Origin of the sequence: Pelomicrobium sp. G1 (assembly GCF_051905455.1) — a bacterium.
Taxonomy (GTDB): domain Bacteria; phylum Pseudomonadota; class Gammaproteobacteria; order Burkholderiales; family UBA6910; genus Pelomicrobium.
The window spans coordinates 51,056-73,938 of the sequence record NZ_JBQACR010000004.1; the positions used below are offsets into that span (position 1 = coordinate 51,056).

Consider the following 22,883-nt stretch of genomic DNA (forward strand, 5'->3'; position numbering starts at 1 on the left):
TGATTTCCACAGGAAAGCTCACTTGAGCAGCCGCCGGCGGGTGAGCACCAGCGCCAGGTAGAAAGCGGCAGCCGCGTAGGCGAGAAGCACCAGCACGTGGAGGAGGGGCTCCGCCGGCGCACGGCCCACCACCAGCGGGCGCACCAGCTCGATGGCGTGGGTGAGGGGCAGCACCTGGGCCGCGTTCTGCAGGACCGCGGGAAGCTGGGCGGTGGGGAAGAACACGCCGCACAGGAGCACCATTGGGGTGATGACCAGGGTGAAATAGTAGAGGAAGAAGTCGTAGCTCGGGGACAGGGCCGTGATCGTGAGCCCCATGCAGGCGAAGGTGAGCCCGATCAAAGGGACGAGGAGAACGATCCACAGGGTGAGGGGCGAATGGGAAAGCCCCAGGAGCCAGATGACGGCGAGGATCGCCATCCCGGAGAGGAAGCTCTTGGAGGCAGCCCACACCGCCTCCGCCGTCACCACGTCGTCCAGGGTGATGGGGGCGTTCAGGATCGCGTCCCAGGTGCGCTGCACGTGCATGCGGGAGAAGCCGGAGTAGAGCGCTTCGAAAGTGGCGCTGTTCATGGTGCCGTAGCATACGGTGCCGGCGGCGAGGAAGGTGATGTAGGAGACGCCCTCCACGGTGGGAAGCAGGCTTCCCAGACCGAAGCCCAGGGCGAGCATGTAGAGCATGGGATCGGCCAGGTTGCCCAGCATGGAGGGGATGGCGAGCTTGCGCCACACCAGGAAATTGCGCCGCCATACGGGCACGAAGCGTAGCGACAGCCGGGGCGGCTGCAGGTGCTTGGGGTTGAAGCCGTTGAACGGGCGGGCGGCGGGAAACTGGGCGCTCACGGGGTTTCTCTTAGTAGAAAGTCAATCGCGGATGTCCCGCCCGGTGAGCTTCAGGAACACGTCTTCCAGGTTGGCGGGCCGGTGGAGATAGCGAAGTCCCGGCCGGCCCTCCAGGTCGGCGATGATGGGCTGGGCACCGTCACAATAGCAGAAGGCGGTCTCCCCGGCGACCTCCACTCGCCGGCACAGCCCCTTCGCCTGCTCCCGCGCCCAGGCCTGCACGCCCTCGCCGTACACCTCCACCACCTCCCGCTCGATATGGTGCCGGATCAGGGCCCGGGGCGAGCCATGGGCGATGATGCGGCCGTGGTCCATGACTGAGAGGGTGTCGCACAGCCGCTCGGCCTCGTCCATGAAGTGGGTGGTGAGCACGATGGTCTTGCCGAGGGCGAGTAACTGCTTGAGGCGCTCCCAAATCAGGTGCCGCGCCTGGGGATCGAGCCCGGTGGTGGGCTCGTCTAGGAACAGGAGGTCGGGATCATTCACCAGGGCCCGGGCCAGGGTGAGGCGTCGGCGCATGCCCCCCGAAAGGGTCTGGATGCGGGTGTCGGCCCGGCCCTCGAGCCCGGCGAAGGCCAGCAGCTCGGGAACGCGCCGCGCCACCGTTTCGTCATCCAGACCGAAATAGCGCCCGAACACCAGCAGGTTCTCGGCCACGGTGAAATCTGGGTCCAGGTTGTCGAACTGGGGCACCACCCCCACCCGCGTGCGGGCTTCCCGGGCCCGCTGGGGCACCGGCTCTCCCAGCAGGTGGATCTCGCCGCCGTCGGGGTCGGTGAGCCCAAGGCACAGCCGCAGGGTGGTGGTCTTGCCCGCGCCGTTGGGGCCCAGGAGACCGAAGCATTGGCCGCGCTGGACCGCCAGGTCCACGCCGCGCACCACCTCGCGGGTCCCGTAGAACTTGCGCAGCCCCCGAGCGGTCAGGACCTGCATGCGGCGGCGACCAGGCGCCTGAGCAGGGGCAGGCGCCCGTGAAAAAAGTGCTCGCCCCCGGGAATGACCAGCACCGGCAGCCCCTGGGGGCGCGCCCAGTCCATGACCTCGCCCAGGGGCACCACGTCGTCGCGCTCGCCGTGGATGACCAGGGCGTCCTCCGGCACGCTGGGCGTCGCTACGCGGGTCACCGCCGGCGCGACCAGCACTAGGCGGGCGGGCTGGAGCCGCTCCGCGGCCCGGGCCTGGATGGCGGCGCCGAAGGAGAAGCCGGCGAGCCACAGGGGGCTTTGGCCCAAGGCAGCGAGGGCCCACTTCGCCACCGCCACCGCGTCGTCGGTCTCCCCCTCGCCTTCGTCGAAGGCGCCGGCGCTCTGTCCCACGCCCCGGAAGTTGAAGCGCACGGCGGCGAAGCCCTCCCCCTCGAACGCCCGGGCCAGGGTGGTGACCACTTTGTTGTCCATGGTCCCGCCGTAGAGGGGATGGGGGTGGGCGATGACGGCGATGCCCCTGCGGGACGGGCCGGGATCGGCCAGGGCCGCTTCAATGGGGCCCGCGGGGCCGGGGATCAGCATGGCGGGCGAAGGGCGCTGCATGGCTAGCGATGGTGCGCGAGCGCAGAAGGCCTGGGCTCAGATGCGCAGCCGCTCCACGACGCGCCCATGCACCAGGTGCTCCCGGATGATTTCGTCGATGTCGTCCTGGTCCACGTAGGTGTACCAGATCCCCTCGGGATAGACCACCAGCACGGGCCCCTCGCTGCACCGGTCCAGGCAGCCCGCCTGGTTGATGCGCACTTTCCCGGGACCGGCGAGCTTGAGCGCCTTGACCTGCTCCTTGGCGTAGGCTCGCATCGTCTGGGCGCCGTGGTTGTTGCAGCACGCCTCCCCTGCCTGCCGCTGGTTGCAGCAGAAGAAGACGTGGTACTTGTAATAGCTCACGATGGCGGGAGAGGACGGAAAGGATGCGAATGCGAAATTATACCAGTTGGCGATCCCCCTCCCGGCGCGCGGGATTGCGCGGCCCCCGCGAACGCCTGAACCCGTTGCCGGCGGAGGAGAGACGGCGTCGATGAAGCCGGAATCGGCTCTGGCGAATCCCCTCCCCGTGGTGCTCCGCTACCACGAGGCGAGCAAGCACCACCTGGACCGGTACGCCCCCGGCCCGGGAGGTCTCGACTGGGCCAACCAGCCGGATCCCTTCCGCACTTATACCGGCGCGGAACGGCTGGCCCTGCCCCTGGCCGCCGACCGGCTGCCGACGCCCTTCGAAGCGGTGCGAAGGGGCGATCGACCTGCTCCCCATCCCCTCGATCGGGAATCCATCGCCCTCCTGTTCGAGCTCTCCCTGGGGCTCTCCGCCTGGAAGCGCTACGGCCCGAGCCGCTGGGCCCTGCGCTGCAATCCCTCCAGCGGCAACCTCCATCCCACGGAAGGCTACCTAGTCTGCGGCGAGCTGCCCGGGCTTCCCCGGGGCGTGTACCACTACGTAAGCCGGGACCACGTCCTCGAACGCCGCGGGATCCCCGGAGAGACGCAGCGGTGGGATCGGGCCCTTGCGGGCGGCGTGCTGGTGGCCATAACGAGCATCCACTGGCGCGAAGCGTGGAAATACGGCGTGCGCGCCTGGCGCTACTGCCAGCACGATGGCGGCCATGCCCTCGGCGCATTCGCCTACGCGGCCGCTTCCCTGGGATGGGCCGCGCGGCTCGCGCCCGGGGTGGGAGACGAAGCGCTGCGCGCGCTGCTGGGGCTCGCCGGCCCCTGGGGCGAGGCGGAGCCCGAGTTTCCCGATGCGCTGCTCTGGATCGGCCCGGGCCTCCTGCCGGCCGGGGGCATCGAGATGCCGTTGGACGGTCTGCGCTTCGCCGGGCGCCCCAACCGGCTGAGCCCCGAACACGTCCACTGGCGGGGGATCGACGAAGTGGAGCGGGCAACCCGCCGGCCCGCCGGGCTGGAACCGCCGTCCTGGGTTCCGGCACCGCTGCCACCGTTGACGCCTACTGGCTGCGGGCTTCCGGCAGCCCGGCTCATCCGCCAGCGGCGCAGCGCGGTGGACTTCGACGGCGTGACTTCCCTTTCCGCGGCCCGCTGGTTCGCCTTGCTGGATGCCCTGCTTCCGCGCCCCTGCGTGCCGCCCCTGGACGCCTGGCCCTGGCGGCCGCGGGTCCATCCCATGCTCTTCGTCCACCGGGTGGAGGGGGTGGCGCCGGGCCTCTACGCCCTGGTGCGGGATCTGGAGGCGGGCCCGCGGCTGCGCGGGGCGCTGCGGGGCGATTGGGCGTGGCGGCGGGTCGAAGGGGTGCCGGCCCACCTGCCCTTGTACCTGCTCGCCGAAGGGGATGCCCGGGACGCGGCCCGCCTCGTCTCTTGCCACCAGGACATCGCGGCCGATTCCTGCTTCACCCTGGGTTTCCTGGCCGAGTTCGAGGCGGCCCTCGCCGCGGGACCCTGGGTGTACCGGGAACTCTACTGGGAGACGGGGCTGCTCGGCCAGATCCTGTACCTGGAGGCGGAAGCGGCGGGCATCCGGGGCACCGGCATCGGCTGCTTCTTCGACGACGCGATGCACCGGCTTCTCGGGATCGAGGATCGCTCGTTCCAGTCGCTTTACCACTTTACCGCCGGCGGACCCGTGGAGGACCCGCGGCTGCAGACCCTTCCGCCCTACGCGCACCTGGGCCGGTGAGGGCGAAATAGCCCAGCGCCAGCACTGGCCACAACTCCGCCACGAAGCGGGTGATGCCGTTGAAGTTGAGCAGATGCCCGTAGCGCCAGTCGAACAGGCGCAGCACCGCCGAAGGGGTGGCGGCGTGCTCGAAGGCGTAGGCGAAGACCAGGCTGGCGGCGGCCCCTGCCATTCCCACCCAGGCCCGGGGGACGCGCCCCAGGCGCAGCACCAGGCCGGCGAAGGCGAGCCCGTAGGCGGTTCCCAGGCCCGCTTCCACGCTTAGCCATTGCAGCACCGCCTCGGGCTTGAGCAGCAGGTGGGCCGCGAGGAGCTTGCCCAGGGCGATGGCCACCAGCGCCAGGGTACACAGCCAGAAGCGCGGGCGCGGCCTCGGCGTGAGCAGGGAGATCAGCATGGAGAGGGCCAGGGCGTTGGTCATGGAAAGGCCGAGCTGGGTGAAGGAAAACCCTTGCACGGGGGCGGGTTCCAGGGGCACGGCGGCTTCGAACACCCGGCTCGCCATCCAGGGCAGGGAAGGGTTCGCCTGGGCGAAAAAGAACAGCGCCAGGAGCACCAGCCCCGCGTCGGCGGCGCGGCCGGTGTGGAACCAGTAGTCGCGCACGCCCGTCAGGGTGGAGAGGGTTGCCGGCCGCCGGAGCAGGGGCACGGCGAGCGCCGCGCCTAGCAAGGACCCGGCCCCGTTGGTGAGCAGATCCAGGTTGGAGGCGATGCGGCCGGGCACGAACTGCTGCCCGAATTCCATGAAGAAGCTCAAGCCCACCCCCAGCAGGCAGGTGACGGCCATGGCCACGGACTTGGGCCATCGCCGGGGAAGCGACACGATGACCAGGAAGCCGAAGGGAAGGTACGCGGCCATGTTGATCAGCACGTCGCCCCGGGTCACGTAGCGGGGCCACGAGGCGAGCACGAACTCCAGCAGGGGCCGCCCCGGCGCCTGCCAGCCGGCGAAGGGCGTCAGGCTGGCATAGGCGATGAGCAGTGTATATGCTAGGGCGGCGTAGAGGCTCAGCCGGAAAGGGCGAAGCGCTGGCGTCGGGGCTTCATCGGAAGGCTCGCGCATGGCTGAGCGGAAGGCGAAAACGGTGGCATTCTACGACATCTTCAACGGCGACGCCGACGGCCTCTGCGCCCTGCACCAGCTCCGGCTCGTGGAACCGTGCGAGGCCGTGCTGGTGACCGGTGTCAAGCGCGACGTGCGGCTGCTCCAGCGCGTTGCGCCTGCGCCCGGCGACGTGCTCACGGTGCTGGACATCTCTCTCGCGGAAAACCGCGATGCCCTCGCCCACGCGCTCGAAGCCGGCGCCAGGTGCCTCTATTTCGATCACCACTACGCGGAGGAAATTCCCCGCCACCCCCACCTGGAAGCCCACATCGACCCGGCGCCGGACCTGTGCACCAGCCTGCTGGTGGACCGTTACCTCCACGGCCGCCATCGAGCCTGGGCGGTGGTGGCGGCCTTCGGCGACAACCTGTTCGATTCCGCCCGCCGGGTCGCGCTTCCCCTGGGGCTTTCGGAGGAAGGGCTCGAGAAGCTGCGGGAGCTGGGGGAGGCCCTCAACTACAACGCCTACGGGGAGACGGTGGAGGACCTGTACTTCCACCCCGCCGAGCTTTACCGGCGCCTGAGCCGCTATGCCGATCCATTCCAGTTCATCGCCCGGGAGCCGGCGTTCGAGCGGCTGCGCCGCGGCTATGCCGATGACATAGCGCGGGCGCAGGCGCTGGAGCCTCTGGAGGAGACTGCGGCAGGGACGATCTACCTGCTGCCCGACGCGGCGTGGGCGCGGCGCGTCTCCGGCGCCTTCGCCAATCGCCTGGCCCGCGCCCACCCGGCGCGGGCCCACGCGGTGCTGGTTCCCTCGGTCGCCGGCGGCTACACAGTGAGCGTGCGCGCCCCGGTCGCCCGCCCCGCGGGAGCCGAAGCCCTGTGCCGGCAGTTTCCCTCCGGCGGCGGGCGCCCGGCGGCCGGCGGCATCAACGGGCTGCCGGCGGAGATGGTGCAGGCTTTCGCGCGCAAGTTCCAGGAAGCCTTCAGCGGACCTTGACCTCTACCCACAGCCGGTTGAGCAACCGGCGGGTCTTGCGGTCGTAGTCCCGCAGGTCGCGGAGCCGCTTGAACTGCTCCGCGTCCGGGAACAGGTCGCGGTTTGCCGCGATCTCCGGCTTGATGAACTGCATCGCCCTCATGTTGGGGTTGCCGGCGCCGATCTCGTTGGTGATGGCGGCCGAAGCCTCCCCTTCCAACCAGAAGTTGATGAACAGGTGGGCCAGGTCGGGACGCTGGCCGGTTTTGTGGATCACCAGGTTGTCCAGGGCGAAAACCGCCCCCTCCTTCGGCGTGGAATAGCCGATGGTGAAAGGCCGCCCGGCCGCCCGGGCGTCCTGCTGGGCCGTGTAGAAATCGTTGGAGTAGCCGTGGGCGACCCAGACGTTGCCGATGGCGAGCTCCTTGAAATAGCTGCCGGCGTTGAACGCCGCCCAGTAGGGCTTGGCCTCGATGATGAGGTCACGGGCTTCCTTGAGCTTCTTCTCGTCGCTCTCGTTGGCGTCGTAGCCGAGGTAGATCAAGGCGGCGGCGAACAACTCCCGCTGGCTGTCCAGCACCGTGACCTTGCCTTTGATCTTGCGCAGGTGCTTCGGGTCGAAGATGAGGGCCCAGGTGTCGGTGGGCAGCTCCAGCGCCTGCATTCTCTGGTTGTTGTACCCGACGATGGTCAACGTGTACATGTAGGGCACCGAGTATCGGTTGCCGGGATCGAACCAGGGGTCTAGGAACTGGGGCTTGACGTTGACCAGGTTGGGGATCTTCGACTTGTCCAGGGGGCGAAGCTGGTCGGACTTGATGAGCGCCTCCACCGCGTTGCCCGTGGGCACCAGGAGATCGTAGCCCGTGGCGCCGGCGGCGAGCTTGGCCAGCATCTCCTCGTTGTCGGCGTAATAGTCCTGGGCCAGGCGGCAGCCGCACCGGGACTCGAAGGCGCGGACCGACTCCTCGGTGATGTAGTTGTTCCAGTTGAACAGGCGCAGCACCGGCTGCTGAGCCCGGGCGGGACGAATCCCGGGCGAAAGGGCAAGCCCCGCCGCGGCAAAGAGCGCCTGCAGCGCCCGCCGGCGGCCCCGCTTCACGCCTTGGCCCTCAGCACGTCCGGAGCCACGCGCCCGGCGATGACGATCATGGCCAGGGTGATCAGCATCATCAGGGCCGACACTGCGTTCACCTCGGGGGTCACGGCCACCTTGATCATGGTGTAGATCTCCAGGGGCAGCGTTTTGGTACCTACGCCGGAGGTGAAAAAGGTGATCACGAAATCGTCGATGGAGAGGGTGAATGCCATGAGCGCCCCGGCGATGATCCCCGGCAGGATCAAGGGCAGGGTCACCAGGCGGAAGGTTTGCCACGGGCTCGCCCCCAGGTCCCGGGCCGCCTCGAAGATGCTCTCGTCCATGCCCGCTAGGCGCGCGCGCACGATGATGGCGACGAAGCCGATGCAAAAGGTGATGTGGGCGACGATCACGGTGACGAGCCCCAGGTCGAACTCCACTCCCACCGCCGACAGGAGCGGCTTCAGGGAGTTCAAGAAGTAGATGAGGAGCGACACCCCCAGCAGGATCTCCGGCATGGCGACCGGCGTGAACACCAGGAAGGGCAGGAACCGCGAGCGGTAGCGGTGCATGGCGATGCCGGCCATGGTGCCGAGCACCGTGGCGATGCCGGCGGCGGTCAGGGCGATCAGCACCGAGTTGCGGGCTGCCGTCAGCATGTCGGCGTTGTTGATGAGCCGCCGGTACCAGTCTAGGGTGAAGCCCACCCACTCCGCGTTGAGCTTGGAGTCGTTGAAGGAGAAGGTGACGACGATGATGAGTGGGACGTAGAGGAAGGCGTAGGCGAGAAGGCTCGCGTACCAGAGCCAGAAATCGGGCATGCGGCGCCGCTCGCCGAACCAGCCCAAGGCCGCGGCGGCACCAAGCAGGAGGCAGCCGGCGGCGAAGAGCGCGTAGCGCGCCTCGCCGGCGAAGCAACTCCAGAAGAGCATGGCGATGGCCAGCACTTCGACGCCGAGGCCCAGCCTACGCATGGCGCAGCTTCCGCCCCGCGAACCAGGCCGTCAGGCCCGCCACCGCCAGCACGCACACGGTGAGCATGAGGGACAGCATCGAGCCGAACGGCCAGTCCCGCACCCCCAGGAACGCCTCCTTAATCATGTTGCCCACCATCCAGTCCCCGATGCCGCCCAGGATTTCGGGGATGGCGAACATCCCCAGCACCGGGATGAACACCAGGGCCGAGCCGGCGAAGACCCCGGGCAGGGAGAGCGGAAAGGTCACCTTCCAGAAGCGGTGCCAGGCGTTGGCGCCCAGGTCCTGGGCCGCGTCCAGCAGGGCCGGGTCGTGCTTCTCCAGGTTGGTGTACAGGGGCAGCACCATGAACGGCAGGTGCACGTAGACCATGCCCACGATCACCGCCGTGCGGGTGAATAGCAGCTCGAAGGGCCCCAGGATGATCATCCAGGCGTAGACCCGCACCAGGAAGTTGCTGGCGAAGGGCAGCACCACCAGCAGCACCATGAGGTCCCGGTACCTGCGGGGACTCCGGGCGATGAGCACCGCCAGGGGATAGGCAATCGCCAGGCATACCAGGGTGGTGAGCGCGGCGATCACGAAGGACTTGAGGAAGATCTGGAAGTAGATCCAGTCGCCGAAGAAGATGCGGTAGTTCTCCAGGGTGAGGCCTGCCTCCTCCCCGGGCGCGGCGGGAAACAGGGGGGCGAGCCCACCGAACTCGCCGGGATGGCGGAAGGAGGCCACCACCATGATGACGGAGGGCAGCAAGAAGAAGAGCAGGAGGAAGAGAAAAGGCGGCCCGCTCACCAGAGCACGGGTCAGCCGTCCCCCGGAGATCCTATTCACTCAGGAACACCCCCGCGTCGTGCCGCCAGGCCACGTCCACCGGGTCCCCCACCTCGAAGAAACGGGCCCGGCCCGGGGCCGAGTTGGCGAGCAGGGCCTCCACCCGGGCCCCGTTCTCCAGGTCCACGATGTAGGTGGTGACATCGCCCACGTAGAGGAAATCGTGCACCCTACCCGGGAAGTGGTTCTTGAGCTCCGCCGCCCCGGGGGTGGTGATGCGCACCTGCTCGGGGCGGATGGCGAACGCGCCTTTCGTCCCGGGCCGCACGCCGTCGGCGGGGGGCGCGTGGATTTCCCCCAGCCCGGGCACGGTGAGCACCAGGTGGGTGGGGGTGGCCTCCTTCACCTCCGCCTCCATCAGGTTGATGTTGCCGATGAAGTCGGCTACGAAGCGGCTCTTGGGGAAACTGTAGAGCCGGGAGGGCTCGTCCACCTGCTCGATGCGGCCCCGGTTCATGACGGCGATGCGGTGGGAGAGGGCCAGGGCCTCGGCCTGGGAATGGGTGACGAAGACGAAGGTGATGCCCACGTCTCGCTGCAGCTTGATGAGCTCGAGCTGCATCTCCTCTCGCAGCTTGGCGTCCAGGGCCCCCAGCGGCTCGTCCAGGAGCAGCAGGCGGGGCCGGTTGACGATGCCCCGGGCGAGGGCCACCCGCTGCTTCTGGCCACCGGAGAGCTCGTGGGGGAAGCGCTCGGCCTTGTCCGAGAGGTGCACCGCCTCCAGCGCCTCGGCCACCTTGGCCTTGATAGTGGCCGGGTCCCGGCCCGCCATCTTGAGGGGGAAGGCCACGTTGTCCGCCACCGTCATGTGGGGGAAGAGGGCGTAGCTCTGGAACACGGTGTGGATCGGCCGCTTCTCGGGCGGGGTGGCGCCCAAGTCTCGGCCGTCCAGGACGATCTGCCCCTCGTCGGGCAGGTCGAAGCCGGCGATCATCCTGAGCAGCGTGGTCTTGCCGCAGCCAGAGGGGCCCAGCAGGGTGAAGAACTCCCCCGCCTCGATGGAAAGGCTCACGTGATCCACCGCCGTGAAGTCGCCGAAGCGGCGGGTGACGTTGCGGATCTCCAGGAGCGCCATGAACCGGTTCCGGGGAAAATCGGGACGCAATTCTAGCACCCTGTGCCGGCGCGCCAAGCCGTTTTTACAGGTAGAAAAAGGCGGCGAGCTGGAGCCCCAGCAGGGCGGCGAGCAGGAGGGCGAGCCAGGCGAGACGCCGGCTCTGGCGCTTCTGCTCCTCCAGCAGCCGGGCGAGCTGGGAAGGGGCGGGGGGATCGGCCGCCCGGGTGAGAGCCCGGTGGGCGAGCCGAGGCAACTGGGGCAGGAGGGCCGGCCAGCGGGTGGATTCCTCCCGCAGGTGGCGCACCAGGGCCCGGGGACCCACTTGCTCGCTCATCCAGCGCTCGAGGAAGGGCTTGGCCGTCTTCCACAGGTCCAGGTCCGGGTCGAGCTGCCGGCCCAGGCCCTCGATGTTGAGCAGGGTCTTCTGTAGGAGCACGAGCTGGGGCTGCACCTCCACGTTGAAGCGGCGCGCCACCTGGAACAGCCGCACCAGGAGCTTGCCGAAGGAGATCTCCTTGAGGGGGCGGGCGAAGATGGGCTCGCACACGGTGCGGATCGCCGCCTCGAACTCCTCCACCCGGGTCTCCCGGGGCACCCAGCCGGCCTCCACGTGGGCCTGGGCGACCCGCTTGTAGTCCCGGCGGAAGAAGGCGATGAAGTTCTGGGCCAGGTAATTCTTGTCCACCTCGGTGAGGGTACCCATGATGCCGAAGTCCAGGGCGATGTAGCGGCCGTCCTCGCCCACGAAGATGTTGCCCGGGTGCATGTCGGCGTGGAAGAAGCCGTTGCGGAACACCTGGGTAAAGAAGATTTCCACCCCGGCGCGGGCGAGGAGCGGGATGTCGATGCCTTGCGCCTTAAGCCTCTCCACCTGGCTGATGGGGATGCCGTGCATGCGCTCCATCACCATCACTTCGCTGGAGCAGTAGTCCCAGTACACCTCGGGCACCTGCAGCAGGGGCGAGTGCTCGAAGTTGCGGCGCAACTGGCTGCAGTTGGCCGCCTCCCGCATGAGGTCCAGCTCGTCGTGCAGGTGGCGCTCGAACTCGGCCACCACCTGCCGGGGCTTGAGCCGGCGGCCCTCGGCCCACAGGGTCTCCACCAGGCTGGCGGCCACCTGGAGGAGGGCCAGATCGTTGGCGATCACTGCCTCGATGCCGGGCCGCAGCACCTTCACCGCCGCCTCGGTCCCGTCGTGGAGCACGGCGAGATGCACCTGGGCGACGGAGGCGCTCGCCACCGGGGTGAGATCGAACTCGCGGAACACCTGCCGGTAGCCTTGAGGGAAGTTGCGCTGCAGGATCTCCTCCACCTGGGGCGAGGGGAAGGGGGGCACCTGATCCTGGAGCTTGGCCAGCTCGTCGGCGAGGTCGGCGGGGAGCAGGTCCCGGCGGGTGGAAAGCACCTGCCCGAACTTGACGAAGATGGGGCCCAGGGCCTCCATGGCCAGGCGCAGGCGCACCGCCCGGGGCGCCTCCAGCTTCCTCCAGAACATGAGGAAGCGCACCAGCCCCCGCAGCCAGCGGAAGCGCTCGTGGCCCAGGATGAACTCGTCCAGGCCGAAGCGCTGGATCACCCAGGCGATCTTGATCAGCCGCGCGAACCGCATGGCAGAGTAAGGGAGTCGGCGGGAGGGGACAGGGGGCGCGGCCGCCGGGCAGCCCCGGGCGGATGGGGGCTCGGGGTGAACAGCGGAACCGTCAAGCGCTCGAACCTTTCCCGGCTTCGCCTTCCAGCCGCTCGATCCGCTTCTCCAGGCGCTCCACGTCGTCCCGCAGGGTGTCCACGTCGGCCAGGAAGCGGGCGACTTCCTCCCGCTTAGGGAGAAGGGGCTCCTCCTCCCGGGCGTATTCCACCAGCATCCCGGCGAGGCCTTCGGCCGCCTGGGCCGGCCAGCGGGCGAGCGCCGCGCCCCCCTCCGCCAGGCGATGGGCCAGCACGTCGCCGAACAGGCGGCTCAGATCTTCCTCCACGTCCCAGCGCAAGTGGCGGAACAGGTGGGCCACGTCGGCGGCGAGGGCCGCGTCGCCTTCGGTCTCCACTTCCCGGTAGGCGGCCTCCTCCTCCAGCAGCAGCCGGGGCAGCAGGAACGGGGACAGGCGCAGGGTGAGGGCCGGCTCTGCCTCCTGCGGCGCGACCACGTAGCCGTCCTCTCCCACCGCAAGGGTTGCGTCGAAAGGCGCGACGACGAAGCGCACCGCTTTGCCTGCGTGGCGGCGCAGCCGCTCCCGGGCCCAGCCCGACTGCTCGAGGGCGTGGTTGACGGCGGCGGCGAAAACGCGGCTCAACATGGGAAAGACGGGCATCGCAACGGGATAGGCCTGGATTTTAACCCTTAAAGCCCCAGATCATGGACCCGGCCCTTGGGCCGGGCGCGGCAGCCGTGATAATTTCCTCCGTGCTAATCTTCCTTTTGCGGCTGGCGCCCCCGTGGTCCGGCCGGCAAGGGCGAGGTTTCCGGCCAAGGAGGCATCTGATGGGTATCCTGTCCTGGATCGTGTTCGGGCTGGTGGCGGGGGTGGTGGCGAAGCTGCTGGTACCGGGCAAGGATATCGGCGGCATCGTGGTCACCATCGCCATCGGCATCGCCGGCGCCTTGATCGGCGGCTTTATCGGCACCCAGCTCGGCTTCGGCACGGTGACCGGCTTCGACTTCCGCAGCCTGGTGATCGCCGTGCTGGGCGCCGTGCTGCTCCTGGTGCTGGTGCGGCTGCTCAAGTGAGGGCCGTTGAAAACCGATGTCAGAGGAGTTTCCCCCGAGGGAAGGAAGCACGATGAGCTACAAGGGATGGCGCAGCCTCCTGCTCGCCGCGGCCTTGGTCGTGTTGGCGGCCTGCGGCTCCAAGGTCACCCAGGAGAACTTCGACAGGATCAAGGCGGGCATGACCCAGGAAGAAGTGGTCGCTTTTCTGGGGGAGCCTACCGAGTCTTCCGGCTTCAGCCTCGGCAACCTGTCCGGCACCTCGTCGGTGTGGAAGGACAAGGACGGGGCGATCCACATCCAGTTCGTCAACGGCAAGGTGCTCTCCAAACAGTTCGTGAAGGGGAGGTCAGAAGGCTAGCCGGATAGTTCACGAGCGCCCGTCAAGTTTTTAGGATGCTCAGTAGGCCCGGTCATTCATGGGCGGTCTCGACTGGGTGCCCGGGGGCGAGCTCCACGGCGAGCTGCAGATGGGCGAGCCGTAGGGCCCACTCCGCCTCTTCCGGGCGCTCTCCCCGGGAGAAGATGAATCCCAGGTAGGTGTTGCCCTCGGGGGGCGGCGCCAGCACCTGGCCCGGCTGGGCGGTGATGCGCACCTCGGTCACCCCGGGCACTTTAAGCGCCGCCTCCACGTTGTGGATCGCCCGGAAGATGCCCCGGCGCGGGATGGGGATCATCATGACGCCGGCGGCATCCTCGGTCCGCGGCTCGGGCACGTCCATGCCCAGCGCATGGCGCAGCACCAGCTCTTCCAGGGTCATGCCCAGGGCCTGGGTCAGGGCCCGGCCGCACAGCCCGCCGATGGAGCGGGCGGCGATCTCCAGCAGCCACACTTCGTCCCCCCGGACCCGGGCTTCCGCGTGAACCGGCCCGGTGACGAGCCCCGCCAGCCGGCAGGCCCGCTCCACCGTTTCGGCGATGCGGCGTTGCACTTCCGGCGCGAGCCGCGACGGCGTGACCAGGATCGTTTCCTCGAAATACGGGCCATCGAGCGGATCCGGCTTGTCGAACAGGGCCAGGATCCGGAGTCGCCCGTCTTCCAGGAGGCCTTCCAGGGCGTGCTCGCTCCCGGGAATGAACTCCTCCACCAGGAGCCCCAGGCGTTCGGCGTCCCGGTCGGCCCGGCGCTGGATCGCCCGCACTCGCTCCACGGCGGCCGCGAGGCCCGGGGCGTCGTCGGCCCGGATCACCCCGCGGCTCGCCGAGAGCCGCCGGGCCTTGACTACCACGGGCAGGTCCAGGGCGGCGAGGAGGGTCAGGGGGTCGGCGCTGGCGGCCAGGTGGGCGAAGCGCGGGCAGGGGAGTCCGCTTGAGCTGAGCAGCGCGCGGAAGGCGAGTTTGTCCCGCAGCCGCCGCACCGCCTCCGGGGGATTGGCGGGGAGCCCCAGCCGTTCGGAGAGCACGGCGGCGAGCTCCAGGCCGGCGTCGTCCACCGCCAGCACCGCGTCCGGCCGCTCGCCCAGCTCGGCCAGGATGGTCCGGGCCGCCGCCTCCGGCCGGTCGAAGCGCACCGCCATGCGCGGAGGCAGCCCCCACCCGGGGGCGAGCCGGTGGCAGTAGTCGGCGGCGGCGATCACCTCCAAGCCGAGCCGGCGCGCCGCGGCGGCGAAGGCTTCGTTGCGGTAGGAGGTGGTGGGAAGCAGCAGCAGGATGCGCCGCATGGGTTCACCCCGCCTGGGTGCGGGCCGCTAGCTCGATCCGCACCTTTTCCCCGGGCACTTCGGCCCCGCCCCGGGCCTGGCGGAAGTAGTCGGTAAAAATGGAGTCGTACTCGGTTCGCACCACCGCCTTGGCCTGGGGCGCATACCAGTCGGTCTCGTAGAGCCGGATCTCGCTGCGCCACCACGGCCGTTCCACGAAGTAGAGGGAGCGCCGGATCACGTAGGCGTCGAAGCTGCCGGCCGGGGTGGAGATTTTCTCCATGCCCGCGACGCAGGCGTCAACCGAGGCCTCCACCGGCGGGCCGCCGTGGAGATCCCGGAGGACGACCCGGGCGTTCCAGCACCGCCCGGCTTCCAGGGGGAAGCGGATGAGGGCCCCGGGCGAGGCATGGATCAGCATCCGGCCGTCCGCCACCCATCGTTGGAGGGGCATCCCGCTCGGGGCCTGGGAGACCGACGCGGCGGGCCCGTCGCCCGCGAGCTCGAGCACCGCCCCCTCCCGCCCCGCTTCCCGCACCGCGACGGCAAAACTCCCTAGGGGACGCCCCGTGTAGAGGCTCTCCTGCCGGTAGCTCCAGCGCTCTCCGGGCATGAATTCGGGGGCCGGCGCCGCCGGGCCCGGCGCCGGCGTGGCGCAGGCGAAGAGCGGCGGCACGAGGCATAGAAAGGAGATGCGTGGAAGGCTCGCCATGGGAAAACCCTCATCGCGCGGCCGGGGTGTAGGCGGAGAGTTCCAGCACCGTCTTGTCGCCCGGGATGATGTCGCTCCGGATCAAGGGCTCGTCGTTGCTTTTCGTGTAGTCGGTGTACTCCGAATAGTCCTGGTAGCGCACCGAGCGGCCCACCGCCGGCGCGTACCACTCGGACTGGTACCAGCGGGTGCCGCTGCGCCACCATTCGTAATTGTCCAGGTAGATGGAACGGTCGACGCGGATCGCGTCGAAAGCGCCCGCCGGGGTCTGGATCGTTTCCCGCCCCGCCACCCGGGCGGAGACGTGCACCGGGTAACGGCGGCCGGTCCCGGCTTCGACGGCGGTGACGGTGGCGCTCCAGCGCTTGCCGTCCTGGAGGGGAAAGGCGAAGGCCGGGAAGGGCGGGGTGAAATCGGCGATGCGGTGCTCGGGAAGCTCGTCCGTGTAGGGGTTCCATTCCAGCGTGAAGGTGCGGGTGGCCGGGCGGCCGCCGGCCTCCATCCGCGTCACCACCCCGTGGGGCGTGATCTGCTGCACCGTGTACCGGGTGCTGCCCTTGCGGGTTCCCCGGTAGCCGTCGTAGACGGCGTAGGTCCAGGCGTCGCCGGCCCGGATCTCGGGCGCTGGCACAGGGTCGCCCACGGGGGCTATGGTGGCGCAGGCCGTGAGGAGTGCAAGCGCCGGGAGCGCGGCGGCAAGGGGAAGGGAAGAGCGGCTCATGGGGAAGGGCCCTAAAAGTTCAGCCGCTGCCGCTCGGTGGGCTCGGCGCAGCAATACCACGGCTCGGACAGGCGCGGAATCGGTTCGCCCGCGAAGCCGGCGGGAAGGGCCGGCGCCTCCCGGCCGGCGGCTTCGTGGGCGATACGCCAGAGGCGCTCGAACGTCTGCGCGCGCTCGAGCCCTTCCTCCTCCGCCTGGACTACCCAGGCCTGCGCTTCGGCCTGGAGCCGGTCCACCCGGGGATCCCGGTGGCGCCAGGGGTAGCCCAGCATCCGGGGGTCGAAATCCTCGATCAGCCCGCGGAAGTCCGGCAGGTTCAGCAGATACGATCCCTGGGGGACGAGCAGCCGCAGGGTGAGCTGCACCGGCGGCACCGCTTCCACCAGCCGCAACTCGAGGAGCTTCGCCAGCAGGTCGATGTAGCCTTCCACCGTGCTCCAGGGCGTGAAGGCGACGAAGGTGGGGGCCAGGGCGATGCCCTGGACGCGGGTGAGGGCGACGGCGCGCTCGAAGTCGGCGGCGCTGTGGTTCTTGTCCAGGCAAGCGAGGATGCGATCATCCACCGCCTCCACCGCCGAGGTGATGAACAGGCACCCCAGCCGCTTCAGGGCGGGCAGGAGGCGGGCGTGCTGCACCAGGTGCTGGATCTTGATGGTAGCGTCGAAGGTGAGCCAGGGAAACTCGGCGTGCATGGCCTCCAGCACCCGCAGGGCATGGGTTGGGCCGTTGAAAAAATCCGGGTCGCCGAAGGACACGTGCTCCGCCCCCGCTTGCACCTGCTGGCGGACGTCGGCAAGGACCACGTCCACCGGAACGATACGAAACCGCCCGTGGTAGACCGGCACCACCGGGCAATGGCGGCACAGATGCTTGCAGCCCCGGGACGCTTCGACGAAACCCACCGTCCTGCGCGACCCGTTCGGGAGGATCAGCCGGGCGTAGCGGGAGAGGGGCGGAAGCCCCCGGCGCTCGGGCACCAGGAAATCCAGCCTGTCCAGGGGAACTCGGGGCCCCTCCCGGGGCACGGGCTCGCCCCGGGCGAGCCGCCGGACCAGGGCAGCCAGCTCCCCCTCGCATTCTCCGCCAAGCACGGTGGATACCCCGAGACGGCAGAGCAAGTCCGCGTTCACCGGCGCGTATAAGCCGTAGGCCACCAGGTGGGCGCCGGGGGCGAGGCGCCGGATGCGGGGCAGCGCCTCCAGGGCGATGCGGGTGGCGGTGTGCATGCCCAAGGAGAGGCCCACCAGGTCGGCCCGGGCCAGGGCCTGCTCGTCCAGGCGTTGCAGGGACAGGTCGATCAGGGTGACTTCCACCCCTTCCCGCTTGAGCCAGGCGGCGGGCTCCGCCAGGGCGAAGGGCTGGCGTCCCAGCTCGTAGGGGCTGATGAGCACTGCCTGGAGGGGCCGCCGGGAACGGGCTTGGGCAGGGGCGGCTTCAGAGCGCATGGGCAGAAGAGGCAGGAAAAAAACCGCCGGAGGCGCTGCGGGGCTCCGGGCGTCTACCCCTTTAGACCTTGAACCCCCGGTGCACCGCGACGATGCCCGCGGAGAGGTTGAAATACTCGACCCGTTGGAAACCCGCTTGCTCCATGAGTTCCTTGAGCGCCTCCTGATCCGGGTGGACCCGGATGGATTCGGCCAGGTACCGGTAGCTCTCGGCGTCCCCCGCCACGACTCGTCCCAGGAGGGGCAGCACATTGAAGGAATAGCAGTCGTAGAGGGGCTCCAGGGGTTTCCAGACCCGAGAGAACTCCAGCACGATCACCCGCCCGCCGGGTTTGAGCACCCGGAGCCATTCGACCAGGGCCGCTTCCTTGCGGGTCATGTTGCGCAGCCCGAAGGCGGCGCTCACGCAATCGAAGACGTTGGCGCGAAACGGGAGCTTTTCCCCGTCGCATTGCACCACGGGCAGGGTCAATCCCTCCTCCAGGAGCCGGTCCCGGCCGATCTCCAGCATGGAGCGGTTGATGTCGGTGAGCCACGCCTCGCCCCGGGACCCCACCCGGCGGGTGAAGAGTCGCGCCACGTCTCCCGTTCCCCCCGCCACGTCCAGCACCCGGTCCCCTTCCCGCACCCCCGAGAGTAGAACGGCGAAACGCTTCCACCACCGGTGCAGCCCCGCGGACATGAGGTCGTTCATCAAGTCGTAGCGGCCGGCCACCGAGTGGAACACGCCCGCGACCCGAACCGCCTTCTCCCGCTCGGGGACTTTCTGGAAACCGAAATCGGTGGTCTTGTCCATGGGGAAAACTCAACCGTTCATGGCCGGCGGGGTGGCCTGGCCCCAGGCCTTCGGACTCCTCCGCAGGCCTTCGGGCGCTTCGCGTTCACTTCCCCTTGGGCCGGGGCACTTCCTGGCCCGGCTGGGCCTCCCGGCTTGCCCCCGCCTCCTCCAGCCGCTGGAGGTAGCGCTGCCACATCTCCTCTTGCTTGAGGCCGTACTCGTAGAGCAGGTCCCAGGAATAAATGCCGGTGTCGTGGCCGTCGGAGAAGGTGAGCTGGATCGCGTAGCTGCCCACGGGCTCGATGTGGGTGATGGTCACGTCTTTTTTGCCCACCTGCAGCACTTCCTGGCCGGGCCCGTGGCCCCGCACCTCTGCCGAGGGGGAATAGACCCGCAGGAACTCGCACGGCAGGCGAAACGTCCTGCCGTCGGCAAAAGAGATCTCCAGGACTTTGGAGGCCTGGTGCAGCTTGATCTCGGTGGGCGGGGGGACGTCCTTGCTCAATCCGGCCATGGGCTTGAAGGTCGCAGAAGCGCTGTAAAACAACATGATAAACCACCCGCGGAGAAACCGACAGGCGCATCGGGGCAGCAAGGCCCGCGTCCTTGTCACGCGGCTGTAATATTGGGTACATACGATTTCCCACAGCGAAGGGAAGGAAAAGGAGCGCAGGATGAGCGCTACGGTGCTGGTGGTGGAGGACGAGCCGGGGATCCAGGAGCTCATCGCCTATAACTTGCGGCAAGCGGGGCATCTGCCCCTGCACGCTGAGAGCGCCGAAGAGGCGATGCGCATCGTCAAGAGCGCCCTGCCCGACCTGGTATTGCTCGACTGGATGCTGCCGGGGGCGAGCGGCATCGAACTGGCACGCCGGCTGCGCGCCGACGAGCGCACCAAGGCCATTCCCATCATCATGCTCACCGCCCGCAGCGAGGAGCGGGACAAGGTGGACGCCCTGGAAACCGGCGCCGACGACTACATCACTAAGCCTTTCTCGCCCCGGGAGATGATCGCCCGGATCCGGGCCGTGCTGCGCCGGCGGGCGCCCCAGATGACGGACGACCCGGTGACCATTGGGGGGCTCACCCTGGATCCCGCCACCCATCGGGTCGCCGGCGACGGCGTTCCCATCAACCTGGGACCCACCGAGTTCCGGCTCCTGCACTACCTTATGACCCACCCGGAGCGGGTCCATTCCCGGGCCCAGCTCCTGGACCAGGTGTGGGGGGACCACGTGTTCGTGGAGGAGCGTACCGTGGACGTACACATCCGCCGCCTGCGCAAGGCCTTGGAGCCGTCCGGCAAGGCGGGTCTCGTTCAGACCGTCCGCGGCGCGGGCTACCGGTTTTCCGCGTCCTGACCCCGCCCCGGGTGCGCCGGGGATCCGGGGCGCGCTTTGTGGGGCAATCCTCCCTTTCTTGCCCGGGTTCCTGCCCAGGGATGAAAGGACGCGGGGCCGCGCCCGGGCGCCCGCTGGACGGGTCCCTTCCCTGCGGGGGAAAATCGCATCGTTTTCCCGGGCCTGTTTCTCGGGCCATACTGGACGGCCGTGGATAACTTCTGGCAGCGTCTCCTCATCGGGCCGGCCGTGGTCAGCGGGGCTTCCCTCATCGCCTGGGTGGCCTTCGGCGGCGCCGCGGGGCTCCTCACCCTGAGCGCCCTGCTGGTCGCATTACTCGCCCACGATCTGCGCAACCTGGCGGCCCTTTACCGGTGGCTACAGCGGCCCGATCCCGTCCGCATGCCTGCCACCACCGGCCTCTGGGACCACCTGTTCGCCCATCTCTATCGGCTCACTCGGGCCCAGGCGCGGAACCAGGAGGAGCTGGCGGTGGCGCTGCGGCGATTCCGGGAGGCCGCCACCGTCTTTCCCGACGGGATCGTGATCCTGGACGCCCAGGACCGCATCCAGTGGTGCAATCCCACCGCTGCGAAGCACCTGGGCATCGATCCGCGCCTAGATGTGGGCCAGCAGGTCACTCGCCTGGTGCGCCACCCGCGCTTCGTGGAATACCTGAACGCCCAGAACTACCGCGAGCCCCTGGTGATCCGGCTGGAGCGGGACCTGCCCTTGACCGCCGCCATCCAGCTCATCCCCTACGGGGACACGGAAAAGCTCCTGATCAGCCGGGACATCACCAGCCTGGAGCGGGCGGAGACGGTGCGCCGGGATTTCGTGGCCAACGTCTCCCACGAGCTGCGCACCCCCCTCACCGTGGTGGCCGGTTTCCTGGAGAACCTGGCGGACGGCCCCGGCATGGACCCGGAGATGCAGCGCCGTGCCCTGGAGCTGCTACGGCAGCAGACCCAGCGCATGCAGCGGCTGGTGGAGGATCTGCTGGTCCTGTCCCAGCTCGAGGACGCTCGCAATCCCCTGCGGGAGGAGCGGGTGAACGTGCCCGAGCTGCTGCGCCTGCTGCACCACGAAGCCCTCTCTTTAAGCGCGGGGCGGCACCGCATCGGGCTGGAGATCGAGACCGGCGCCGGGTTGCTCGGCAGCCCCGAGGAGCTGCGCAGCGCCTTCGGCAACCTGGTGAGCAACGCCGTCCGCTATACCCCGGAAGGGGGGCGCATCGAGATCCAGTGGAAGGAGGAGGGGGGCGAGCTGGTCTTCAGCGTCCAGGACACCGGCATCGGCATCGAGGCCCATCACATCCCGCGGCTCACCGAGCGCTTCTACCGGGTGGACCGCAGCCGTTCCCGGGAGACGGGTGGCACGGGGCTGGGGCTCGCCATCGTCAAGCACGTGCTCTCGCGCCACCAGGGGGTGCTGGAGATCGAAAGCGAGGTGGGGAAAGGCAGCCGCTTTAGCGCCCGCTTTCCCGAAGCCCGGCGCCTGCCGGAGACGGCCTCCGCGCCGCCGAGCCGGGCGGGGGTGGCCTAGCGCTCACGCGGGCGAAAACCCCACCCGCTCGTAGTCGGCGCCCCGCTCCACCAGCAGCTCCAGCTTGATCTTCCGGGTCTCGTCGTCCCGCGCGAGCTCCAGCAGCCGCTGGGGCTGGTAGATCCCCTTGGACACGATCAGGCTGCCCCGCAGGTTGAGGGAGGGGATCTCGGGCAAGAGCAGGGCTTCCAGATAGGGTTCGCTGGACGCCGCGTTGGGGCCCGCCGGCCGCACCGCCACCGGCTGGGGCGCGCCGGGCAGGGTGCGCAGCCCCGCCTGAAGCTGGCCGCTCCGGGTCACCACCAGCCAGCGAATCACGCCCAGCAGGCGCCAGCTCGCGTTGGGGAGCTTGAGGGCGAGGAGCTGGTTCACCTGCAGCCGCTCCCCCGGACCGTCGCGCTCGATGCGCATGCCGAGGACGCTCTCGTCCTTGACCGACCAGGTTTCTTCTTGGACCGGGCCCGCGGCCGGCTTGCCCGCCGCCTGGGCGGGACTCGCGGGGCGCCTTTTCGCCCCCGGCTGGGCGAAGGGCCTACCGGCGGCGATTTGCCATATCGCCGAGATGCCGAAGCACACCTGGGCGGTGTTGATGGAGGGGCGGCGGTCGAAGCTGCGGGTGGGCGCCCCTTCGCACCAGTAGCGGTGCAGTTGGGCGAGGAGCTGGCCGCAGCCGGGCTGCTCGCAGTCGCGGCCGAGCCCCAGGGACTCGGGCTTCTGTCCCTGCTGCAGCAGGATCTGCTTCACCCGCAGGGTCTTGCTGATCTCGGACAGGTCCAGATAGCGGGTCGCCTCGGAGGGGGCGAGGTGGGAGAGGGACTGCAGGCCGCTTCCGCCCTTGAGGTGCACCGCCAGCATGGGCACCTTCTCGTTGCCCCGGCGCGGCGCCCGCAGGACGGCCACCGCGTCGCTCCAATGGCGCAGCCAGCGCTGGGCGAGCTCGATCTGCTTGGGGCTGAGCTCGAAGGGGTTGGCGTGGCACAGGAGCAGGGACTCCACGTACGCGGTGCGGCAACTACTGGGCCTGGCCTCCCCCGGCCCATCCATGACGTTGGCATCGGCGAAGCCCTGCTCCTCTGCGAAGGCGTACAGGCCGTGGAGCTGGGCCCAGAGCTGCGCCGGATACTCGTAGCGCATGCGGGCGTAATCGACGAGCTGGACCCCGGTGTAGCGCAGGCAGCGCTGGATCAAGAGCGGCCGCTCGGCGGCGCCCGCCCCTGCCTCCAAGCAGTGGCGGTAGCCGAGCACCATCTGGGCCCAGATCCCGATCAGGGTCATGAAGGCCCCGTGCTCGGCCTCCGACAAGGGCAGCGGGCGGCCCGCCAGGCGCCTGGCTAGCTCGCCCTGCACGTAGGTCACCGTCTCCCGCAGGCTCTCCATGATCTGCAGTCGCTCCGCCGGCGGGAGAAGATACTGGCCCAGGGCGGCGAGCTCCCGGTAGAGCGCCTGGTGCGCCGCGCGGATGTCGGTCAACTGGAACTGGGCGAGCCACTGGGCGCAGGTGGCCCGATCGACGATGGCGCCGCGTTTCTCGGGCCGGGCGATTGGCAGCGGGCTGGCAAACACGGACGG

At 69.2% G+C, this 22,883-nt stretch carries 24 protein-coding genes; 6 read left to right on the forward strand and 18 right to left on the reverse strand.

What is annotated here, in order from left to right:
- Positions 1–18: 18 nt before the first annotated feature.
- From ACTFO6_RS05570 to ACTFO6_RS05585, 4 genes are all read right to left on the reverse strand, one after another.
- Positions 19–789 (reverse strand): ABC transporter permease, encoded by a 771-nt coding sequence (locus ACTFO6_RS05570; protein WP_439933619.1) that lies wholly within the window; start codon positions 787–789, stop codon positions 19–21.
- Between the two features lie 75 nt (positions 790–864).
- Positions 865–1,776: an ATP-binding cassette domain-containing protein gene (locus ACTFO6_RS05575; protein WP_439933466.1), complete on the reverse strand. Its 912-nt coding sequence runs from the start codon at positions 1,774–1,776 to the stop codon at positions 865–867.
- The gene (locus tag ACTFO6_RS05580; protein WP_439933467.1) at positions 1,764–2,372 is read right to left on the reverse strand and encodes an alpha/beta hydrolase; all 609 of its coding nucleotides are present in this window, start codon (positions 2,370–2,372) and stop codon (positions 1,764–1,766) included. Before ACTFO6_RS05580 ends, ACTFO6_RS05575 begins: the two co-directional genes overlap by 13 nt.
- A gap of 36 nt (positions 2,373–2,408) precedes the next feature.
- Positions 2,409–2,717: a (2Fe-2S) ferredoxin domain-containing protein gene (locus ACTFO6_RS05585; RefSeq protein ID WP_439933468.1), complete on the reverse strand. Its 309-nt coding sequence runs from the start codon at positions 2,715–2,717 to the stop codon at positions 2,409–2,411.
- Positions 2,718–2,847: 130 nt separating this feature from the next.
- Between ACTFO6_RS05585 and ACTFO6_RS05590 the strand changes: the two genes are divergently transcribed.
- Entirely contained in the window at positions 2,848–4,464 is a 1,617-nt protein-coding gene (locus ACTFO6_RS05590) for a nitroreductase (protein WP_439933469.1), read from the forward strand.
- On the opposite strand, the gene ACTFO6_RS05595 is transcribed toward ACTFO6_RS05590, so the two are convergent.
- Positions 4,394–5,527 (reverse strand): VanZ family protein, encoded by a 1,134-nt coding sequence (locus ACTFO6_RS05595; RefSeq protein ID WP_439933470.1) that lies wholly within the window; start codon positions 5,525–5,527, stop codon positions 4,394–4,396. The two genes, ACTFO6_RS05590 and ACTFO6_RS05595, sit on opposite strands and share 71 nt — an antisense overlap.
- A 22-nt stretch (positions 5,528–5,549) precedes the next feature.
- On the opposite strand from ACTFO6_RS05595, the gene ACTFO6_RS05600 reads away from it, so the two are divergent.
- Complete coding sequence (locus ACTFO6_RS05600; protein WP_439933471.1) at positions 5,550–6,512, forward strand: acetyltransferase; 963 nt, start codon at positions 5,550–5,552, stop codon at positions 6,510–6,512.
- Here ACTFO6_RS05600 and ACTFO6_RS05605 read toward each other — a convergent pair.
- The 6 genes from ACTFO6_RS05605 to ACTFO6_RS05630 all read right to left on the reverse strand — a co-directional run bounded on the left by ACTFO6_RS05605 (position 6,499) and on the right by ACTFO6_RS05630 (position 12,723).
- The gene (locus tag ACTFO6_RS05605; protein WP_439933472.1) at positions 6,499–7,593 is read right to left on the reverse strand and encodes an ABC transporter substrate-binding protein; all 1,095 of its coding nucleotides are present in this window, start codon (positions 7,591–7,593) and stop codon (positions 6,499–6,501) included. The two genes, ACTFO6_RS05600 and ACTFO6_RS05605, sit on opposite strands and share 14 nt — an antisense overlap.
- Positions 7,590–8,390, reverse strand: a complete 801-nt coding sequence (locus tag ACTFO6_RS05610; RefSeq protein ID WP_439933620.1) for an ABC transporter permease — start codon at positions 8,388–8,390, stop codon at positions 7,590–7,592. Before ACTFO6_RS05610 ends, ACTFO6_RS05605 begins: the two co-directional genes overlap by 4 nt.
- Positions 8,391–8,535: 145 nt before the next feature.
- Complete coding sequence (locus ACTFO6_RS05615) at positions 8,536–9,375, reverse strand: ABC transporter permease (protein WP_439933473.1); 840 nt, start codon at positions 9,373–9,375, stop codon at positions 8,536–8,538.
- Positions 9,368–10,450, reverse strand: coding sequence for an ABC transporter ATP-binding protein (locus ACTFO6_RS05620; RefSeq protein ID WP_439933474.1), 1,083 nt, complete (start codon positions 10,448–10,450; stop codon positions 9,368–9,370). The genes ACTFO6_RS05615 and ACTFO6_RS05620 overlap by 8 nt, the downstream gene beginning before the upstream one ends.
- Positions 10,451–10,514: 64 nt before the next feature.
- Positions 10,515–12,041 carry a ubiquinone biosynthesis regulatory protein kinase UbiB gene (gene ubiB / locus ACTFO6_RS05625; protein WP_439933475.1) on the reverse strand — a complete coding sequence of 509 codons (1,527 nt, stop codon included), beginning with the start codon at positions 12,039–12,041 and terminating at the stop codon, positions 10,515–10,517.
- A 91-nt stretch (positions 12,042–12,132) separates the two neighbouring features.
- A complete protein-coding gene (locus tag ACTFO6_RS05630; protein ID WP_439933476.1) occupies positions 12,133–12,723 on the reverse strand; it encodes a ubiquinone biosynthesis accessory factor UbiJ in 591 nt (196 codons plus the stop codon).
- A 185-nt stretch (positions 12,724–12,908) separates the two neighbouring features.
- Here ACTFO6_RS05630 and ACTFO6_RS05635 point away from each other — a divergent pair, with 185 nt between their 5' ends.
- A complete protein-coding gene (locus ACTFO6_RS05635; protein WP_439933477.1) occupies positions 12,909–13,154 on the forward strand; it encodes a GlsB/YeaQ/YmgE family stress response membrane protein in 246 nt (81 codons plus the stop codon).
- A gap of 52 nt (positions 13,155–13,206) precedes the next feature.
- Positions 13,207–13,494 carry an outer membrane protein assembly factor BamE domain-containing protein gene (bamE, locus tag ACTFO6_RS05640; RefSeq protein ID WP_439933478.1) on the forward strand — a complete coding sequence of 96 codons (288 nt, stop codon included), beginning with the start codon at positions 13,207–13,209 and terminating at the stop codon, positions 13,492–13,494.
- 52 nt (positions 13,495–13,546) lie between these two features.
- On the opposite strand, the gene ACTFO6_RS05645 is transcribed toward bamE, so the two are convergent.
- The 6 genes from ACTFO6_RS05645 to ACTFO6_RS05670 all read right to left on the reverse strand — a co-directional run bounded on the left by ACTFO6_RS05645 (position 13,547) and on the right by ACTFO6_RS05670 (position 18,943).
- Positions 13,547–14,794 carry an ATP-grasp domain-containing protein gene (locus tag ACTFO6_RS05645; protein WP_439933479.1) on the reverse strand — a complete coding sequence of 416 codons (1,248 nt, stop codon included), beginning with the start codon at positions 14,792–14,794 and terminating at the stop codon, positions 13,547–13,549.
- Positions 14,795–14,798: 4 nt separating this feature from the next.
- The gene (locus ACTFO6_RS05650; RefSeq protein WP_439933480.1) at positions 14,799–15,485 is read right to left on the reverse strand and encodes a hypothetical protein; all 687 of its coding nucleotides are present in this window, start codon (positions 15,483–15,485) and stop codon (positions 14,799–14,801) included.
- Between the two features lie 10 nt (positions 15,486–15,495).
- Positions 15,496–16,206 carry a TapB family protein gene (locus ACTFO6_RS05655; protein WP_439933481.1) on the reverse strand — a complete coding sequence of 237 codons (711 nt, stop codon included), beginning with the start codon at positions 16,204–16,206 and terminating at the stop codon, positions 15,496–15,498.
- An 11-nt stretch (positions 16,207–16,217) separates the two neighbouring features.
- Positions 16,218–17,651 carry a CUAEP/CCAEP-tail radical SAM (seleno)protein gene (locus ACTFO6_RS05660; RefSeq protein WP_439933482.1) on the reverse strand — a complete coding sequence of 478 codons (1,434 nt, stop codon included), beginning with the start codon at positions 17,649–17,651 and terminating at the stop codon, positions 16,218–16,220.
- Between the two features lie 61 nt (positions 17,652–17,712).
- Complete coding sequence (gene ubiE, locus ACTFO6_RS05665) at positions 17,713–18,447, reverse strand: bifunctional demethylmenaquinone methyltransferase/2-methoxy-6-polyprenyl-1,4-benzoquinol methylase UbiE (RefSeq protein WP_439933483.1); 735 nt, start codon at positions 18,445–18,447, stop codon at positions 17,713–17,715.
- Between the two features lie 85 nt (positions 18,448–18,532).
- The gene (locus tag ACTFO6_RS05670; protein ID WP_439933621.1) at positions 18,533–18,943 is read right to left on the reverse strand and encodes a gamma-butyrobetaine hydroxylase-like domain-containing protein; all 411 of its coding nucleotides are present in this window, start codon (positions 18,941–18,943) and stop codon (positions 18,533–18,535) included.
- Between the two features lie 160 nt (positions 18,944–19,103).
- Between ACTFO6_RS05670 and phoB the strand changes: the two genes are divergently transcribed.
- Positions 19,104–19,790, forward strand: a complete 687-nt coding sequence (gene phoB / locus ACTFO6_RS05675) for a phosphate regulon transcriptional regulator PhoB (protein ID WP_439933484.1) — start codon at positions 19,104–19,106, stop codon at positions 19,788–19,790.
- Between the two features lie 189 nt (positions 19,791–19,979).
- The gene (gene phoR, locus ACTFO6_RS05680) at positions 19,980–21,314 is read left to right on the forward strand and encodes a phosphate regulon sensor histidine kinase PhoR (RefSeq protein ID WP_439933485.1); all 1,335 of its coding nucleotides are present in this window, start codon (positions 19,980–19,982) and stop codon (positions 21,312–21,314) included.
- Positions 21,315–21,317: 3 nt separating this feature from the next.
- On the opposite strand, the gene ACTFO6_RS05685 is transcribed toward phoR, so the two are convergent.
- Positions 21,318–22,877 carry a hypothetical protein gene (locus tag ACTFO6_RS05685; protein ID WP_439933486.1) on the reverse strand — a complete coding sequence of 520 codons (1,560 nt, stop codon included), beginning with the start codon at positions 22,875–22,877 and terminating at the stop codon, positions 21,318–21,320.
- Positions 22,878–22,883 lie beyond the last annotated feature (6 nt).

Excerpts from the sequence above, each read along its gene's own strand:
- ACTFO6_RS05670 (WP_439933621.1), bottom strand. The coding sequence starts at position 18,943 with ATGGCCGGATTGAGCAAGGACGTCCCCCCGCCCACCGAGATCAAGCTG.
- ACTFO6_RS05575 (WP_439933466.1), bottom strand. The coding sequence starts at position 1,776 with ATGCAGGTCCTGACCGCTCGGGGGCTGCGCAAGTTCTACGGGACCCGC.
- phoB (WP_439933484.1), top strand. The coding sequence starts at position 19,104 with ATGAGCGCTACGGTGCTGGTGGTGGAGGACGAGCCGGGGATCCAGGAG.
- ACTFO6_RS05660 (WP_439933482.1), bottom strand. The coding sequence starts at position 17,651 with ATGCGCTCTGAAGCCGCCCCTGCCCAAGCCCGTTCCCGGCGGCCCCTC.
- ubiE (WP_439933483.1), bottom strand. The coding sequence starts at position 18,447 with ATGGACAAGACCACCGATTTCGGTTTCCAGAAAGTCCCCGAGCGGGAG.
- ACTFO6_RS05580 (WP_439933467.1), bottom strand. The coding sequence starts at position 2,372 with ATGCAGCGCCCTTCGCCCGCCATGCTGATCCCCGGCCCCGCGGGCCCC.
- ACTFO6_RS05590 (WP_439933469.1), top strand. The coding sequence starts at position 2,848 with ATGAAGCCGGAATCGGCTCTGGCGAATCCCCTCCCCGTGGTGCTCCGC.
- ACTFO6_RS05620 (WP_439933474.1), bottom strand. The coding sequence starts at position 10,450 with ATGGCGCTCCTGGAGATCCGCAACGTCACCCGCCGCTTCGGCGACTTC.
- ACTFO6_RS05610 (WP_439933620.1), bottom strand. The coding sequence starts at position 8,390 with ATGCCCGATTTCTGGCTCTGGTACGCGAGCCTTCTCGCCTACGCCTTC.
- ACTFO6_RS05650 (WP_439933480.1), bottom strand. The coding sequence starts at position 15,485 with ATGGCGAGCCTTCCACGCATCTCCTTTCTATGCCTCGTGCCGCCGCTC.
- ACTFO6_RS05655 (WP_439933481.1), bottom strand. The coding sequence starts at position 16,206 with ATGAGCCGCTCTTCCCTTCCCCTTGCCGCCGCGCTCCCGGCGCTTGCA.
- bamE (WP_439933478.1), top strand. The coding sequence starts at position 13,207 with ATGAGCTACAAGGGATGGCGCAGCCTCCTGCTCGCCGCGGCCTTGGTC.
- ubiB (WP_439933475.1), bottom strand. The coding sequence starts at position 12,041 with ATGCGGTTCGCGCGGCTGATCAAGATCGCCTGGGTGATCCAGCGCTTC.
- ACTFO6_RS05635 (WP_439933477.1), top strand. The coding sequence starts at position 12,909 with ATGGGTATCCTGTCCTGGATCGTGTTCGGGCTGGTGGCGGGGGTGGTG.
- ACTFO6_RS05630 (WP_439933476.1), bottom strand. The coding sequence starts at position 12,723 with ATGTTGAGCCGCGTTTTCGCCGCCGCCGTCAACCACGCCCTCGAGCAG.
- ACTFO6_RS05595 (WP_439933470.1), bottom strand. The coding sequence starts at position 5,527 with ATGCGCGAGCCTTCCGATGAAGCCCCGACGCCAGCGCTTCGCCCTTTC.
- ACTFO6_RS05645 (WP_439933479.1), bottom strand. The coding sequence starts at position 14,794 with ATGCGGCGCATCCTGCTGCTGCTTCCCACCACCTCCTACCGCAACGAA.